The sequence below is a fragment of the Cupriavidus sp. D384 genome (genome assembly GCF_001652915.1).
Taxonomy (GTDB): Bacteria; Pseudomonadota; Gammaproteobacteria; order Burkholderiales; family Burkholderiaceae; genus Cupriavidus.
The window spans coordinates 60073-75844 of the sequence record NZ_BBQI01000098.1 but is presented as its reverse complement, the minus strand read 5'-3'; the positions used below and the strand labels follow the sequence as shown (position 1 = coordinate 75844).

The following is a 15772-nucleotide window of genomic DNA, read 5'->3' as shown; positions in this document are numbered from 1 at the left end:
ATCCCAGTATGGGCGGGGTCGCTGCCAGAGCGGAATGCAAACTTTTGGAACTTTGATCTGAATGATTTTGTGAACTACGGATTCAGTGGCGGCAGCGGGGGCGCATTGCGGCGGTGCGGCCCGTCCCCATGCGCGCGCCGGCCGTGCGGACGCCAGCCCTTGTGCCAGCGCCATGCCGCGTAGCCCGCCCCGATCAACACGCCTGCCAGCAGCGCCACCCACCGCCAGTCGAGCCAGTCCGGGATCTGCAGCGGTGTCCCACCGGAGGGCGCCAATCCCAGTCCGGGGGCGGCGCGAGCGACGTCGATGGTCACGGCTGGCGCGGACGACTGCGCGCGCTTGCCGGTGGCCGGGTCGTACCACGCCACGGAAACCGCCGGCAGCGTGTAATGGCCGCTGCCTTCGAACACATAGGTGATGGTCTCCACACGCCGCCCGCCGCTTGTGCCGGCCGGCTCGTCGCCGCTGGCGGCAACGCCGTCCTGCAGTTGTGGATCGGCGCGGAACTGCCGCACCCCGCGTGGCGCGGCCAGTTGGGGCGGCTCGATCATCATCGCGGGCGTGCCGGGCGCAAAGATCGTGATGGTCCGTACCAGTGCATCGCCAGCCCGAAGGTGCGCATCCTTGCCGCTGACAGGCTGGTCGAACGTCTGCTGGATGTGGATGGGCGCGGCCGGCAGCAGGGGCGCGGCGGACGGGGCCGAAGCCGAAGGCGCAGCGCCCTGGCTATCGTTCCCTTGCCCGCCCGCATGGATCGTGATGGCCGGTAGCGTCACCGTGGCATCCTGCGGCTTGCCGCCATCGCCGGACCACCGGAAGTGAATCTCGGGCGTCGGCAGCGTGAAATCGCCCCCGGTCTGCGGCGTGAACACGTAGATCTTGCGGATGCCCGCATAGCTGGTGCCATCGATGGTCTCGGTGGAATTCACCCCCCGCTCGTCCGGCATCGTCACCACGGCACCGGGCACCTGGAGCGCCGGAAACGCGGGCGCCGACAGGAAGAAATTCGGTGTCAGGATCGTGACCTCGATCTGTACCGACTGCCCGGCCACCACGGGCTGCTGGCCCAGCACCCGCACCCGCACCGTGGGCGCGGCGGCCTGGACCACGCCGGACAGGAACAGCAGCAGAACCGCCAGCCAGCGCATCGTCATGGCCGGGCCTGGGCCTGTGACTGCAACGCGAACTTGCGCGCCAGCAGCATTGTGGGTGAGGTCTGGATCGCGCGCATCCACATGTCGGCGTTCTGCTGCACCAGCCCCTGCTGTGTCTTGTCGCCGCCCGGCGGCGGTGGCGGCTTGCTGGGGTCCAGTTCGATCTGGTCGGGCTTCAGGTCGGGCGGTTCCTCGTCCCCCTTGTCGTTCTTCTCGGCCTGCTTCTGGCGCTCGATGGCCTGCTGCATCAGCGCCAGGTTGCGCTGCGCGGGCGGCCAGCCGGGGCGCTGCTGCAGCACCAGCCGGTAGCGGGCGGCGGCTTCCGGGTACTTGTTCTGCCGGGCCAGTGCATTGCCAAGGTTGAACTGGGCGTCGGTCGTGCTGATCTGCTCGAAGGCCCGGGCCGCCTCGTCGAATTTTCCGGCGCGGTAGTACGCCACGCCGCGCCACATCGGGTCATCGAACAATGTGGCCGCCGCCGCGTAGTTGCCGCGCGCAAACGCGCGCCGGCCTTGCTGGTCGTGCGTCAGCCATAGATCGACAAAGTGCCAGCCGCGTTCCGGCGGGCTGGCCTGTGCCAGCACATCGCCGCGGGGCGCCGCCATCAGCACGGCCAGGGCCAGCGACGCCAGCCAGCGGATGGTCCAGCCCTTGCGGAACCAGAGCAGCGCCAGCACGGCGATGGGAATGGTCAGCGGCCAGCCTGCATCGTGCCAGCGCAGCGTGTCCTGGGCGCTTGCCTGCTCCACGTGCGACTGGACGTGGCGCTGTACCCAGGCCACGTCGTCGTCGCTGTCGGTGGTCAACGTTGCCACAGGTACGCCAGTGTCGCGCAGGCGGTGCAGCGCCGCGGCATCGAGCCCGGGCGCCGCACCGTCCCCAGCCTTCAGCGGGCCGCCTGCGGCGGTGCCAATGGCAAGCACCACGATCTGCGTGCGTTTGTCGCGCTGCTGCAGGGCCGCCATGGCGGCAGGCTCCACGCCATCGGTCAGCAGCAGGATGGTGCCGGGCACCGGTTCCTTCGACAATGCCGCGCCGATGGTCTGGACCGCCCGTGCCGTGTCCTTGCCCGGCACGGGCATGATCGCGGTCTGCAGCGCATCGACAAAGGTCTGCAGCAATGCCGCGTCGTCGGTCAGCGGCAGCACCAGATGGGTGGAACCGGCGTAGGCATAGAGCGCCGTGCGGCCGCCGTCGCGGTGGGCCAGCAACGCCTTGATCTTGAGCTTGGCGCGCTCCAGCCGGGTTGGCGTGATGTCGATCGCGTTCATGTCGGGCGTCAGGTCCACGGCAATGACAAGCGGCGCCTTGTCCGAAAGGAACGGCGGCCGCTCGCGTTCCCACGTGGGCCCGGCCAGCGCCAGCGCGCCCAGTGCCAGGGCCAGCGCCGTCATATGCACCGGGCGCACCGTGCGATGGCGGCCCTCGCGCACGACCAGCGCGTCAAGCAGATGCGGGGCGATGGTCCCGCGCCAGCGGCGCCGCACGTCGGCTTGCCTGCTCAAAGCCCACGGCAGCCACACGGCGGCAATCAGCACCAGCAGCCACGCGGGGCGCAGGAAATGGAACTGGGTCAGCGCCTGGAGGCCATCGCTCATGCAGCGGGCTCCTTGCGCACGTTCGACTCCGGCGCGCGTGCCAGCGCGTACGCATAGGCTGCCATGGCCACCTGGTACGCCAGCACCAGCAGCACGGCGGCGCCTAGCGGCCACATGAACAGTTCGCGGCGCGGGCGCCAGCTCAACGTCTTTTCCTTGTGTGGCGTCACGCGGTCGAGCGTGGCATAGATCGATGCCAGCGCGGTCTGGTCGGCGCCGAAGAAGTAGCGGCCGCCCGTGGCGCTGGCAATGCGCTGCAGCGTTTGCAGATCCACCTTCTGCTCGCCAGTGGCGGCAGGATCGCCAATGCCCACGGTATGCACCACCACGCCGCGCGTCCGGGCGATATCCGCTGCCTGCGCTGGCGGCATGCGGCTGGCCGTGTCATTGCCGTCGGTCAGCAGGATCAGCACCTTCTCGGCGGCCTGGCTGTTGTCGAACATCTTGATGCCGAGTCCGATGGCATCGCCCAGCGACGTGCTGGCGCCGGCCATGCCGGGCACCATGTCGTCGATCAGCGTGCGCACCAGTGCGTGGTCGAGCGTGAACGGCGCCAGCGGATATGGCGCATCGCCAAACACGATCAGTCCGATGCGGTCGCCGGGCCGGTGGGCCACGAAATCGCTCACCACCTGACGTACGGCTTGCACGCGCGCTTCGACCACGCCGGTGGGGTCCTTGAAGTCGCGGGTGTCCATCGACTGCGACAAGTCCAGGGCCAGCAGCAGGTCACGCACGGGTTCGCTCTTGTAGACCGGCGGCTCCAGGAACTGCGGCCGCGCCAGCGCCACCACGACCAGCGCCCAGGCCAGCGGCGCCAGCAGATGCTGCATCAGGTTGCGCCGTGGCACATGCGCGCCGGCGGCGGGCTGCAGCCCGGCCGCGCTGGCGACCTCGCCAAAGAACGGCAGCCGCACCGATGCACTGGTTTCGCGATACGGCGGCACCCGCCACCACACCAGCAGCGGCAGGGGCAGCAGCACGAACAGCCACGGATAGGCAAACGCGATCATGCGGGCGGCGCCTGATGCTCGGCAATCCAGCGGCGGCAGGCAGCCGCCGTGTCACGGGTCTGCTGTGCCGGCCAGTGTCCGAGCGCGGCGCGGTTCAGGTATTCGGTTTCGATCAGGGCGGCCAGCGGCGGCACGGCATCCGTCGCCCGCCCGGCGTGGGCCAGCAGGAAATCGCGCCAGGACGTGCCGGACAGGGCAGCCACGGTCTCGCGCGGCCAGGCTGCCAGCGCGGTGCGCTTGAGCAGTTCCGCCAACCCCAGCAGCGCCTGCGCGCGATCCGCACCTTCAGGGCCATCGGCATCCAACCCGGCCTGCAGGCGGCCCAGTTCCCTCAGCGCGGCCCGCCGATAACGGTTGGCGCGCCAGTGGCGCCACATTCGCCAGCCCAGCCACAGCAAGGCGCAGAGCACGCAGATGCCGGCCACGAGCCAGCCCGCCGTCTGGGGCAACCAGGATGGCGGGGGCGGCGTGACGATATCGGCCAGATCGTTCACCTGACGGGTCCTCCCCATGGCGCGTCGGAACAGGCCGGGCGGGACCAGGCCCGAGCCGACTGCATGCGGGCAGGTTACGCCGAGGCCGGCGGAATCCGAATTCAGAGTTTTTGGCGCCGATATTTAGCGATTTCGGTAACCGGCCGCCTAGGCTACAACCCTTCCGGCAGCAGATCCCGCACCGCATCGCGCATCACACGGGCCAGCAACTGCTGCCGCTCGCGCGGCATACGGGCCAGCGTGGTGGCTACGCTGATACCGGCCACGGGTTCGCCATCGCGATCCGCAACGGCCATGCCCACTGCCAGAGCGCCGCGCGTGGCGTGGTTGCCGATGACCGAGTAGCCGCGCTCGCGCGTGGCGCGGATCAGGATGCGCATGCGGTCGGGCGTCATGCCGCCGTATTGCACCAGCGCGTCGGCATTGGTGGCGATGACGTCGTCCACCGCGCCATCGGACAGCGCCGCCAGCAGCGCCAGCCCGGCGGCGCCCACCCCCAGCGGCTGGCGGGTACCGACCTGGATCACCAGTACCTGCACCGGATGCGTGCCGACATGGCGCGCGATGCAGCGTGACAGCGCCCCGTCGCGGACGATGCCGAATGCTGCATCGCCGCAGGCCTGGCTGATGCGGGCCAGCACCGGATGGAGCCGCTCGGCCAGGTCGGCAGACTCGCCGCGCTGCGGCAGCGCCGCAAGCCGCGGGCCCTTTACGTACCGGAAGCGCCCGCGCTGCACCACATAGCCACACTCGATCAGCGTGGCGAGCAGCCGGTAGACGGTAGGCCGCTCCAGCGCTGCGGCGCGGCACAGGTCCACCACGCGCAAGCCGTCCTTGCCGCCCGCCAGGATGGCATCCAGCAGCGTCAGGCCGCGCCGCAAGGCGCGTGCGCCCTCTTCGACGGATTGGCCCTGATCGTCCGCCTGGCGGACGTTCTGATTCGCAGTACGAGAACGCATGGGAAAGAATTGGCTGGCCGGGATGCAGTCCGCAGTATGCCGCAGAAGCCACGCCCAAGCGTCCGCCGGCCACGATATCCAAAAACAGGAGACAGCCATCATGACCATCCGCAGCCGGGCGCGCAGGCGCCTGTTCAGCCATGCCCTTGCGGGCGCCGTTGCCGTTGCCGCCACGCTGGTGTGCGGCGCTTCCCCGGCGCTGGCCGCCGATCCCGCATTCCCCACGCGCCCGGTGCGGCTGGTGGTTGGCTACGCGGCCGGGGGGGCCACCGACGTGCTGGCCCGGCTGGTGGCGCAGAAGATGGGCGAGGCGCTGGGCCAGCCGATGGTGGTGGAAAACCGCGCCGGGGCCAACAGCAACGTGGGGGCTGAGGTGGTCGCCAAGGCCACGCCGGACGGCTACACGCTGTACGTCTACACCATCGCCAACACCATCAACGCCACGCTGTACGACAAGCTCAACTACGACCCGGCCAAGGATTTCGAGCTGGTCGGCATGATCGCCCGCATTCCCAACGTGCTGGTGGTCAATCCCGCCCTGCCGGTGAAGAGCGTGGCCGACTACGTGAAGCTGGCGAAGACATCGCCCAATGGGGTGACGTTCGCGTCATCGGGCAGCGGGTCGTCGATCCATCTGTCCGGCGAGATCTTCCGCACCCGCAGCGGCGCCAACATGCTGCACGTGCCTTACAAGGGCAGTGCCCCGGCCGTGACCGACCTGATGGGCGGCCAGGTGCAGTCGATGTTCGACAACACGCCGTCGGCGCTGCCGCATGTGAAGTCCGGCAAGCTGCGCGCCATTGCGGTGACCAGCGCGCAACGCATGCCGCTGCTGCCCGACGTGCCCACGGTGGCCGAATCGGGCTATCCGGGATTCGACGTGCAGTCGTGGTTTGCCATCTCCGCGCCGGCCGGCACGCCCCGCCCCGTGGTGGACCGCCTCAACGCCGCGCTGAACAAGGCGCTGGGCAATGCCGACGTGCGCGAACGCATGCGCGACCTGGCCGCCACGCCGGAACCCGGCACGCCCGAGCAATGCCGCAACTTTGCGATGTCCGAGATCAAGCGCTGGCACGACGTAGTGCAGCAATCGGGCGCACGCGTCAACTAAGGAGTCCGAGAGTCCCATGTTTCCGATCGACCTGTTCTGGCGCGCCGCCGACCGCTGGCCCGACAACATCGCCATCGACGCCCCGGACGGCGCCTTGCGCTACCGCGAGCTGGCCGCCCAGGTGGCCGCGCTGGCCGCGCACTTCATCAAGCTCGACCCGGCACCGCAAAGCTGTGTGGGCATCTGCGCCGGCAACTCGGCCCAGCACATCGTGGCGCTGCTGGCCGTGCTGGCGAGCGGCAAGATCTGGGTGCCGCTGAATCCCAAGAGCACGCAGCCTGAACTGCGGCGCATCGTCGACGCCACCACGCCAGGCATCGTCGTGCTGGACGCCGCATGCGCAGCCTTGCTCGACGGTGCGCCCGGCACGCGCATCTACACCGACCAGGCGCCGGGCCCGGGCGAGTCGCTTGCATCGGCCGTCGCGCAGCACGCGGGCGCGGCGCGCCCTGTGCTGGACCTGGACCGCGACGCCACGCAGGCCATCAAGTTCACGGGCGGCACCACCGGCGCACCCAAGGGCGTGATGCAGCCGTATCGCGCCTGGCTGACCAATATCGTCAACCAGATCCATGCGTGGGGATTCACCGAGGCGGATCGCTATGTGATGGCCGCGCCGATCACGCATGGCACGTCCACCTATGTGATGCCGATCCTGGCCCAGGGCGGCTGCCACGTGATCATGGAAGGCAGCGGCGCCGAAGCGGTGCGCGCCGCGTTCCGCGACCGGCGCGGCACGGTCTGCTTCATGCCGCCCACGCTGATCTACATGCTGATGGCACTGCCCGGCACGTCGCGCGCCGATTATCCCGCCCTGCGCCGCCTGATCTACGGCGGCGCGCCGATGCCGCCGGAGAAGATCCGTCAGGCGCGTGAGTTCTTCGGCCCCGTGATGGCTACCACCTACGGCCAGACCGAGGCGCCGCAGCTGCTGACCGTGATCGGTCCCGACGATTTCGAAGACGAGCGCAACCTGGCGTCGGTGGGCCGCACCACCTGGTTCAGCGACGTGGCGATCATGGCCCCCGACGGCCGCCTGCTGCCCGCTGGCGAGGTGGGCGAAGTGGTGGCGCGCGGCGACCTGGTCATGACCGGCTACTGGAAGCGCCCCGACCTGACGGCCGCCACCATCGTCGATGGCTGGCTCCATACCGGCGACCGGGGCCTGATCGATGCGCGTGGCTTCCTGTTCCTGAAGGATCGCCTGCGCGACGTGGTTATCACGGGCGGCTTCAACGTCTATCCGATCGATGTGGAGAACGCGCTGGGCCAGCATCCGGCCGTGCATGAATGCGCCGTGTTCGGCGTACCCGACGACAAATGGGGCGAAGCCGTCCACGCTGCGGTGCAGCTGCGCGAAGGCTGCCAGGCGGCGGCCGCCGACCTGATCGCGTTCGTGCGCGAACGGCTGGGCCCGGTGCAGACGCCCAAGCAGATCCATTTCCACACCAGCCTGCCGCGCTCCACCGTTGGCAAGGTACTGAAGAACACCGTGCGCGACCAGGCCCTGGCCGCGCAACCTTCCGGAGAACAAGCATGAGCCAACAAGACAAGCCGGTGACCCGGCTCTGCACCCATACGCTGACCAGCCTGCACTATCGCGACGCCAACCTCGTGGAAGACCTGCTTGGCAAGACCACGTTTACCGAGGTAATGCTGATGCAGATCCTGGGACGCAAGCCAAGGCCCGTGGATATGCGCATCGCCGACATGGTGCTGGTGGTATTGATGGAACACGGCCTGACGCCCAGCGCGATTGCCACGCGCCTGATCTACATGAGCGCGCCCGAGAACCTGCAGGGCGCGGTGTCGGCCGGGCTGCTGGCCGTGGGCAGTTCGTTTGTCGGCACCATGGAAAACTGCTCGCAGCTGCTGGACCGCATCCTGGCCGCGCAGGACCCCGACGCCGAAGCGCTCGCCATCGCCCGCGACTGCAAGGCACGCAAGGCCCCGGTGCCCGGCTTTGGCCACCACCTGCACAAGCCGGTGGACCCGCGCGCCTACAAGCTGCTGGAACTGGGCGAAGCCGAGACGGATCTGGCCGGCGCGCATATCGGTGCGCTGAAGCGCCTGTCGGCCGCCGTGGACGAGGTCTATGGCCGTGCGATCACGATCAATGCCACCGGCGCCGTGGCCGCCCTGCTTGGCGAAATCGGCGTGCCGACGGCTGTCATGCGCGGTTTCGCGGTGATTTCGCGCGCGGCAGGTCTGGTGGCGCATATCGTCGAGGAACAGCAGAGCCCGTCGGGCCGCCATATCTGGGATGTGGTCGAGGAAGCAATTCCCTACGTGGGCAACGCGCCGCATGGGGATCACGCATGACCATGCCCCCGAACGCCCTGCCCCTGAGCCTGGCCGACCGCACCGTATTCGTGGCGGGCGGTGGCTCGGCGGGCCCCGGCTGGAGCATCGGCCGGGCCGCCAGCCTGACCTATGCACGCCTGGGTGCGCGCGTCTGTGTGGCCGATCGCGACGCGGCGTCGGCCGCCGAAACCACGGCACTGATCCGGGCCGAAGGCGGCCAGGCTGAAACCTTAGTTGGCGACGTGGCGGTCGAAGACGACGTCGTGCGGTTGTTTGCCGAGGCACGCGAGCGGTTCGGGCCGGTGGACGTGCTGCATCACAACGTCGGCATCGGCAAGCCGGGCGGCCCGCTCGACACCGCGCTGGACGACTTCGACGCGGCCCACAACGTCAACGTGCGCAGCCTGTTGCTGGCATCGCGGCAAGTACTGCCGTCGATGGCCGAGCGCGGGCGCGGTGCCATCGTCACGATTTCGTCGGTGGCCGGCCTGCGCTACCTCGGCTATCCGCACCTGTCGTATTGCGTGACGAAGGCCGCCGTGATCCAGTTCACGCGCATGATCGCGCAGCAGTATGCGGGCCAGGGCATCCGCGCCAACTGCGTGGTGCCCGGCCTGATCGACACGCCGCGTATTGCACACACGGTGGCGAAGCAGTTCTCCGACACCCTTGACGATGCCCGCGCGGCGCGCAGCCGGCAGGTGCCGCTGCAGCGCATGGGCACGGCATGGGAGGTGGCCCACGCCTGCGCGTTCCTGGCGTCGGATGCGGCCGCGTATGTGACCGGCACCGAACTGGTGGTGGATGGAGGCCTGACCGGCAAGTACGTGTAGCAGACCGGGAGGTGGTCGGTGAGGTGGTCAGTGAGGTGCTCAGTGCAGATCCGAGTCGGCATAGGCTGCGGTGGTGCTGGCCGACGCGTGACCCAGCTGGCGCTGCACGGCCTTGCGGCCCACGCCGCGCGCCAGCGCGTGGGCGCGGGCCGTGTGCCGCAGCCAGTGCGCGCTGGCCTGCGCGAGGTGCGTGGCCGCCGTGGGATCTTCGTCCGCCAACGCCTGGCCCGCCCGCGTGAAGCAGCGCTTCCAGATTGCCGCAACCTGGGCGACAGACAGCGGCGTGTCATCGGCTTCCTGCAGCACGCGGCCGATCAGTGGCGTAGCGGCCGGCAACCGTTCGACGTCGCGCCCCAACCCGCGCGCTTCCATGTGATCGCGCAAGGCGTCGATCACGGTTTCGGGCAGGTCGTTGGTGCGAGCCCGATTGCCCGGCACGCGCAGCCGCCAGCCGTCGGTCTGCGACAGATGCGCCACGGTCAGCTGCCCCTGCTCCGAGACACGCAGCCCCGTGGCGTGCACAAGCCTCAGCATGAACTGCAGGCGCACCGTGCGCGGATCATCGGCGGGCAGCGCGCCTACGTACTGCTTCAGGTGCTGCCATTGGGTGCGGCTGAGACTGCGATCCGCCTGGATGCGCGGCGCGGCGGCCGCTTGGGGCTGCGCGGCTGATGCGAACGGGTTGTCGGGCAGGTGTCCCTGCCGCACCAGCCACGCACATAGCGCCTTCAGGATCTTTGCCGCATGGCCGATGCTCGACGGCGATAGCGGCCCTTCGAACGGCCGCCAGTCCGGGCCATTGCGCGCAGAGCCACGCCGCCCCACCCATTGCGCGGCCGGTTGTGGATCGGCCAGGAATGCCAGGTACGCGCGGCAATCGTCGGCGTCCAGGCTTGCCAGCGTCTTGCTCCGCACGAAAACGGCCCACAGCAGGAAGCGCTCTGCCTGGGTGCGATAGGCGCGCCAGGTGTGGCTGCCGTCCGGGCCGTACTCTTCCAGCCAGGTCTGGATGATCCGCACATCGGCCTGGGCTGCCGCGTGCCGCAGCGATTCGAGCGGAGCCAGCGCCGGCGGGCCAGCGTCGGGCATATCCGGCACATCCGCACGGCGCGGCGTCATCGCCTGCGCGTGCAGCCATGCCTCGACCTCGCGGGCGGTGGCTTCGCCAATGCCGTGCGCGTGGCGATACCAGGTGCGTGGATCGGCGGCGACGGCTGCCCCGAGTGCGCCCAACGTGGTCCAGCCCGTTGCCACCAGCCGGGCCGCGATGGCCGGCGTGAACCAGCCGGCTACGGCGTCGCCCGGCAAGGGGCGTACCAGCAGCAGTGGCTGCAGCGCATCCAGCGCCCGCAGCAGCTTGCGCTGGCGTGTCTGGCGTGCGGTGGCGCTCTCGGTGGCGGGCGGCACGATCATCGCCAGCCAGGTCTTCTCGGTCAGGATGGCGGCTTCGCCATCGGCGCGTGGGCGCGTTGCCAGCCGCTTGATGCCGCGTGCCAGCTCGGCTTCGATCCAGGCCAGCGTGGTACGTGCCTGGCGCAGATCCAGGCCCGGCGTCAGATAGCGTGCGGCCAGCCGGCCAAGGTCGAGACCCTGCAGGTAGCCACGGTAGTAGGCAAAGTGATGCGGCCCGAGCAAACGCGCCGGGGCCACCGGCGGGCGCTGGCGCCGGCGAACGGCCTGCGCGGCGCGGGGTACGGCGGAAGACAAGGGATGAAAAGCGGGAACCGCAAACAGCAAAGGGCGCGATGATACCCGATGGGAGACGCGGGAGACGCGGCTCGCGCTCCCGTCGTGTTGGAGCGGGGAGAAAGCGATCAGCCTGCAGGCGCCGCTGGCAGCCGTACACGCACCCCGAGCCCGCCCAGCGGCGAGGTTGCCAGCTCGAAGCTGCCGCCGTATAGCGCGCAGACATCGCGCACGATCGCCAGCCCCAGCCCGCTGCCTTCGGCCGACTCGTCGAGCCGCGCATACGGTTGCACGGCCTGCGCCATCGCGGCGGCCGGCATGCCGGGGCCATCGTCGTCGATACGGATTTCCACCTCGGCGGCCTGCGTCACCAGATCGACGCGAATCCTGGCCTGGGCCCACTGCCACGCGTTGTCCAGCAGGTTGCCGAGCATTTCCACCAGATCCTGGCGGTCGCCGGCAAAGCTGGCCTGGCCTTCGATATCGACGGCGATGGGCTTGTCGGCGTGCAGTCGGGTCAGCGCGCGCACCAGTTCGTCAACGGCAGGACGCACCGCCACCGCGCCGCCGGCCGCCCCGCCCGCTCCGGCTGCCCGGGCCCGCGCCAGGTGGCGGTCTACCTGCTGCCGCATGGCATCCACCTGCAGCATCACGCGCTGCGAAGCGGGCGCGGTCAGTGTTGCCGCATCGTTCGCCAGGATGGCGAGCGGCGTCTTGACCGCATGCGCAAGGTCTGCCGCCTGGCGGCGCGAGCGCTCCACCGCCTCATGATTGCGGCGCAGCAACAGGTGGATCTCGTCCACCAGCGGCTGTACTTCGGCCGGCCACGCGCCCTGCAGCGTCGGCGCCTGGCCCGCCTGCAGCCGTGCCACCGCCGCGCGCAGCCGCGACAACGGTGCCAGCCCGAAGCGGATCTGCGCCCATACCGCGCCCAGGATGCCCAGGCCCAGCACGCCCAGCGACAGCCACAGCAGATGCCGGAACGATCGCTTGGCCTGCCGCAGCTCGGTGCGGTCCAGCGCCACGGTGATGTCGACCGGGGCATCGGCGCCGGTCAGTTGCAGCCGGCGCGATTTCACCAGCAGCGACTGGTCGCGCGGCCCCACGCGGATATCGGCTTCGCCCTCGCCAACCCGGCGTTCCACGGCCACGGGGATATCGACATCCCAGAGCGAACGCGAGCGCAGCGTCTGGGTGCCCGACGACGCCTGCCAGTAGGCCCCGGCATAGGGCAGTTCGAAGCGCGGATCGGCCGGCTGGCGGGTCAGTTCCAGCTTGCCGTCGGCGCGCCATTCGAGCGCGGCGGTCAGGCTGGTCAGGTCGCGGTCGAGTTCGGCGATATAGGTGCGGTCGACGTGACGGCCGAACAGCGTGTCCAGCAGCCAGCCGGTGGTGCACAGCGTGCCCGCGATCCACAGCGTGGCAATGCCCAGCAGGCGCCGGGCGATCGAGGCGCGCTTCATGCGGCGTCGGCCGGCGGCCGCATGCGGTAGCCCAGGCCCCGCACGGTCTCGATAACGTCGACGCCCAGCTTGCGGCGCAGGCGCCCCACGAAGACCTCGATGGTATTGCTGTCGCGGTCGAAATCCTGCGCGTAGATATGCTCGGTCAGCGTGGTCTTGCTGACGATGGTGCCCTGGTGGTGCATCAGGTAGTCCAGCACCTTGAACTCGTGCGCGGTCAGCGTGACCGGGTTGCCGTGCACGCTGACCTGGCCGCTGCCGGGCGCCAGCAGCACGGGGCCGCAGGCCAGCGTGGGCGAAGTGCGGCCGGCAGACCGACGGATCAGCGCGCGGATGCGCGCCAGCAGTTCTTCGGTGCGGAACGGCTTGGTCAGGTAGTCGTCGGCGCCGGCGTCGATACCCTCCACCTTCTCCACCCAGCTGTCGCGCGCGGTCAGGATCAGCACCGGTACATCGTTGCCGGCCTGGCGCCAGCGCTTGAGTACGGTCAGGCCGTCGAGCCGGGGCAGGCCCAGGTCGAGCACGACCGTGTCATAGGGATGTTCGGCGCCCAGGTGTTCGGCGTCGATGCCGTCGGCGGCATGATCCACCGCGTAGCCGGCCTGGGTCAGTGCCTGCGCAAGCTGGGCGGCCAGTGTGCCTTCATCTTCGACAAGGAGGATGCGCATGGCGGTTCAGGGCTTGCGCGCGCGGTCGAGATCGTGGCCCTTGGCCTTGAGCAGCCTGGCATCGCGTGCGTCATATTCGAGCTTGGCGACGGTGCCGGTGGGCAGCAGAAGCTTGACTTCGTATTGCCAGATGCCGTCGTCGCGATCCAGCTTCACGTCGATGACGTCGCCCGAATACTGGCGCGAGACGGTGTCCAGGATGCGCGCCAGGGGCAGTATCTCGCCGGAACGCAGGGCCGCGCGGGCGCGGTCGGCGTCGGTATCGGCCAGCGCCACGCCGGCACTGCCCGCCGCGCCCAGCACGGCCAGCAGGATCAGCATGCGGCAGGCGCCGCGAAGGCGTGCGCCGGAACGGAAAGCGGGCGAGCCCGTGACGGCGGATGTGGGAGGGGGCGAGGCAGTCATTTGCGGCATTCTCGGCCGGGCAAGCTGAACGGCGCCTGAACGGAATGCTCAGGTGCCATTCAGGTACCACGGCGCATGATGCCCTCAAGATTCCCACAACCCCGGCACCATGTCACGTTCCAGCAAACTCCTGTCCCCGCGTTACCCCACCCTGCGCAGCCTTGGCGCGGGCCTGGCCCAGCTGGCCCCGCTGGCGGTGGCCATGGCCGGTGCCGGCCTGCCCTTCTGGCTCCAGACGCTGGGCCACTAGGCAGGACCGGCAATGATCGGCCTTACGAGCCGACCGTCACGAACACCGGGTTCGAATAGAACCACAGGTCGTTGTAGTTACGCGCGTTGATCGCATCGAAGCGCGCGTTGGCGTCCGTGATCGAGATCTGCTTGTCCGGCAGCGGATTGCCGTTGGTCGTTTCACCGGCCACATTCATGCCCAGATTGGTGCCGCGCAGGCGGAAGTACTGGTTCTTGGCGGCCTTGTAGGTGTAGGTCACGGTGTTGTAGCCGTCCTTGTCCAGCTTCCAGTCGGCCGACGTGAACGTGGCAACCACCTTCGTCGAGTCGTTGGTGTCCTTGCTGTACCCAGGCGTGCCGGACGCGGCGCGCGGCGTCACATCGCCGGCGATCAGGTCGATATGGTCCACCACAGGCCGCATGTTGACGCTGACGCCACCATTGATCGGATACTGGTAGTTATTGCGATCCGGGCTCTTGAAGCGGATGGTCACGGTCACCGTCTCGCCGGCCCTGGCCTTGAGTTCGCCACCCATCTCGCCCTTGCTGGCACCGCTGGCAACGTTGAAGTCCAGCGCGTTGATCAGGTCGCCAAAGACCGAGAACATCTTGCCCGACCGGACGCCTTCCAGCACACCCTTGATGCCGGTGTTCTTGTTCTCGATCCAGACATAGGTCTTGGCGTACTCGCCCGGGAAATAGCCGCTGCTGTTGGTACCGACGGTCTTGAAGTGGTGGTCGGAGTCGCCCACGTTCCAGAATCGGCGGCCATCGCCCAGCATCGCGTCCCAGATGCCTCCAACCTGTGCCACCACGTAGTCCACGCCGCCGTAGACGCGGCTCTTGAGGTTGGCGTCGATGTAGGCAGAGTTGTAGCCACCGCGATCCGGCTCCATCTGGTTGCCGACCATGCCTTCCACGGCGAATGCGATGTTCGGGGCCGTATCGTTGAACTCGCGATAATCGGCGGCGGTGTATTTGCCAGGGTTGCGCGACGGGTGATTGATCAGCGCGTAGCTGGAGTCCGGGAAGTTGTCACGCAGCCAGGCCACCGCCTTGACGGCATCGGCGTGGGTCGTATAGGCACGCGTGCCGGCGGCGTTCCAGTTGGCGACATCCACCGCATCGAACGACGTGTCGGGGCGGTTCGTGAAGTAATACTCGAACTGGTTGGCGGCCTTGGTGGCCGTAGCCAGCGGCGCGCCCGTGAAAATCCCCACGTTCATATGGTCGTGGGTCGGCATATCCCATTCGAACGCCGAGAAGATCAGCTTGTTGACATAGCTGCCATTGACCTGAAGCTGGCGGACGGCCGGGATTTCGTAGTCGGCCATGGCCTTCGAGAACGGCAGCGGCCCGCCCACGATGGCGGTGCCGTTCTGGTCGCGCGTGGACACGCGCAGGTGGTTCGTGATGGCGGTCCAGTCCAGGTTGTTGGTGATCATGGCCTGGTCCAGCACGTCGACCAGCTTGCTTTGCGCATCGTCGGATTCGGTCGTGTGGACATGCAGGTCGCCCGTGGTCCACTTGCCGGTGACTTCCGCCTGAGGCGTGGCAGGCGTGACTGGCGTGGTGGTGGGCGGCGTGGCGCCATTGTTGCCGCTGGTGCTGCTGGTGTCGTCGCTGCCGTTGCAGCCATAGAACGCAAAAGCGACGGTCATTGCCGCCGCCAGGCTGATTGCAGACTTCATGTGACGCATGAAACTTCCCCGTTATCCTGTTGATATTTCGACCCAATTCGCCGTGCTGCTTCGGCCTTGAGGTCAAACGTCAACGGATCGGCGCGCCCAAAGGTCCAGCCGCACTGACCGGCTCATCTTTGGGCGCGATAATGACAATGTCACATGACAGGA

The 15772-nt window shown here is 68.7% G+C and carries 15 protein-coding genes; 5 read left to right on the top strand and 10 right to left on the bottom strand.

Features of this window, described 5'->3' with window-relative positions:
* Positions 1-74: 74 nt before the first annotated feature.
* From A9J21_RS24395 to A9J21_RS24375, 5 genes are all read right to left on the bottom strand, one after another.
* Positions 75-1154 carry a BatD family protein gene (locus tag A9J21_RS24395; RefSeq protein ID WP_066740096.1) on the bottom strand — a complete coding sequence of 360 codons (1080 nt, stop codon included), beginning with the start codon at positions 1152-1154 and terminating at the stop codon, positions 75-77.
* The gene (locus tag A9J21_RS24390; RefSeq protein WP_066740093.1) at positions 1151-2752 is read right to left on the bottom strand and encodes a VWA domain-containing protein; all 1602 of its coding nucleotides are present in this window, start codon (positions 2750-2752) and stop codon (positions 1151-1153) included. The genes A9J21_RS24395 and A9J21_RS24390 overlap by 4 nt, the downstream gene beginning before the upstream one ends.
* Positions 2749-3765 carry a VWA domain-containing protein gene (locus tag A9J21_RS24385; RefSeq protein ID WP_066740092.1) on the bottom strand — a complete coding sequence of 339 codons (1017 nt, stop codon included), beginning with the start codon at positions 3763-3765 and terminating at the stop codon, positions 2749-2751. The genes A9J21_RS24390 and A9J21_RS24385 overlap by 4 nt, the downstream gene beginning before the upstream one ends.
* Positions 3762-4259 carry a DUF4381 domain-containing protein gene (locus tag A9J21_RS24380; protein WP_231907025.1) on the bottom strand — a complete coding sequence of 166 codons (498 nt, stop codon included), beginning with the start codon at positions 4257-4259 and terminating at the stop codon, positions 3762-3764. The genes A9J21_RS24385 and A9J21_RS24380 overlap by 4 nt, the downstream gene beginning before the upstream one ends.
* Before the next feature lie 152 nt (positions 4260-4411).
* Positions 4412-5218, bottom strand: coding sequence for an IclR family transcriptional regulator (locus tag A9J21_RS24375; RefSeq protein ID WP_066740086.1), 807 nt, complete (start codon positions 5216-5218; stop codon positions 4412-4414).
* Between the two features lie 100 nt (positions 5219-5318).
* On the opposite strand from A9J21_RS24375, the gene A9J21_RS24370 reads away from it, so the two are divergent.
* Genes A9J21_RS24370 through A9J21_RS24355 form a run of 4 tightly spaced genes read left to right on the top strand, consistent with a single transcriptional unit; the run spans position 5319 to position 9466 of the window.
* Positions 5319-6329 carry a tripartite tricarboxylate transporter substrate binding protein gene (locus tag A9J21_RS24370; RefSeq protein ID WP_066740083.1) on the top strand — a complete coding sequence of 337 codons (1011 nt, stop codon included), beginning with the start codon at positions 5319-5321 and terminating at the stop codon, positions 6327-6329.
* Positions 6330-6345: 16 nt separating this feature from the next.
* Positions 6346-7869, top strand: coding sequence for a class I adenylate-forming enzyme family protein (locus tag A9J21_RS24365; RefSeq protein ID WP_066740074.1), 1524 nt, complete (start codon positions 6346-6348; stop codon positions 7867-7869).
* Positions 7866-8651, top strand: a complete 786-nt coding sequence (locus tag A9J21_RS24360; protein ID WP_066740072.1) for a citryl-CoA lyase — start codon at positions 7866-7868, stop codon at positions 8649-8651. The genes A9J21_RS24365 and A9J21_RS24360 overlap by 4 nt, the downstream gene beginning before the upstream one ends.
* Entirely contained in the window at positions 8648-9466 is an 819-nt protein-coding gene (locus tag A9J21_RS24355) for an SDR family NAD(P)-dependent oxidoreductase (RefSeq protein ID WP_066740070.1), read from the top strand. The genes A9J21_RS24360 and A9J21_RS24355 overlap by 4 nt, the downstream gene beginning before the upstream one ends.
* Positions 9467-9505: 39 nt before the next feature.
* On the opposite strand, the gene A9J21_RS24350 is transcribed toward A9J21_RS24355, so the two are convergent.
* From A9J21_RS24350 to A9J21_RS24335, 4 genes are all read right to left on the bottom strand, one after another.
* On the bottom strand, positions 9506-11173 hold the full coding sequence (locus tag A9J21_RS24350) for a tyrosine-type recombinase/integrase (protein WP_066740067.1): 1668 nt from the start codon (positions 11171-11173) through the stop codon (positions 9506-9508).
* A gap of 107 nt (positions 11174-11280) precedes the next feature.
* A complete protein-coding gene (locus tag A9J21_RS24345; RefSeq protein WP_066740064.1) occupies positions 11281-12615 on the bottom strand; it encodes a sensor histidine kinase in 1335 nt (444 codons plus the stop codon).
* Positions 12612-13283: a response regulator transcription factor gene (locus A9J21_RS24340; protein WP_066740061.1), complete on the bottom strand. Its 672-nt coding sequence runs from the start codon at positions 13281-13283 to the stop codon at positions 12612-12614. Before A9J21_RS24340 ends, A9J21_RS24345 begins: the two co-directional genes overlap by 4 nt.
* Positions 13284-13289: 6 nt before the next feature.
* Positions 13290-13604, bottom strand: a complete 315-nt coding sequence (locus A9J21_RS24335; protein WP_066740058.1) for a PepSY domain-containing protein — start codon at positions 13602-13604, stop codon at positions 13290-13292.
* A gap of 193 nt (positions 13605-13797) precedes the next feature.
* Between A9J21_RS24335 and A9J21_RS31730 the strand changes: the two genes are divergently transcribed.
* Positions 13798-13938, top strand: coding sequence for a hypothetical protein (locus tag A9J21_RS31730; protein WP_156546119.1), 141 nt, complete (start codon positions 13798-13800; stop codon positions 13936-13938).
* Positions 13939-13960: 22 nt separating this feature from the next.
* On the opposite strand, the gene A9J21_RS24330 is transcribed toward A9J21_RS31730, so the two are convergent.
* On the bottom strand, positions 13961-15610 hold the full coding sequence (locus A9J21_RS24330; protein WP_231907024.1) for an S-layer protein: 1650 nt from the start codon (positions 15608-15610) through the stop codon (positions 13961-13963).
* Positions 15611-15772: the final 162 nt, after the last annotated feature.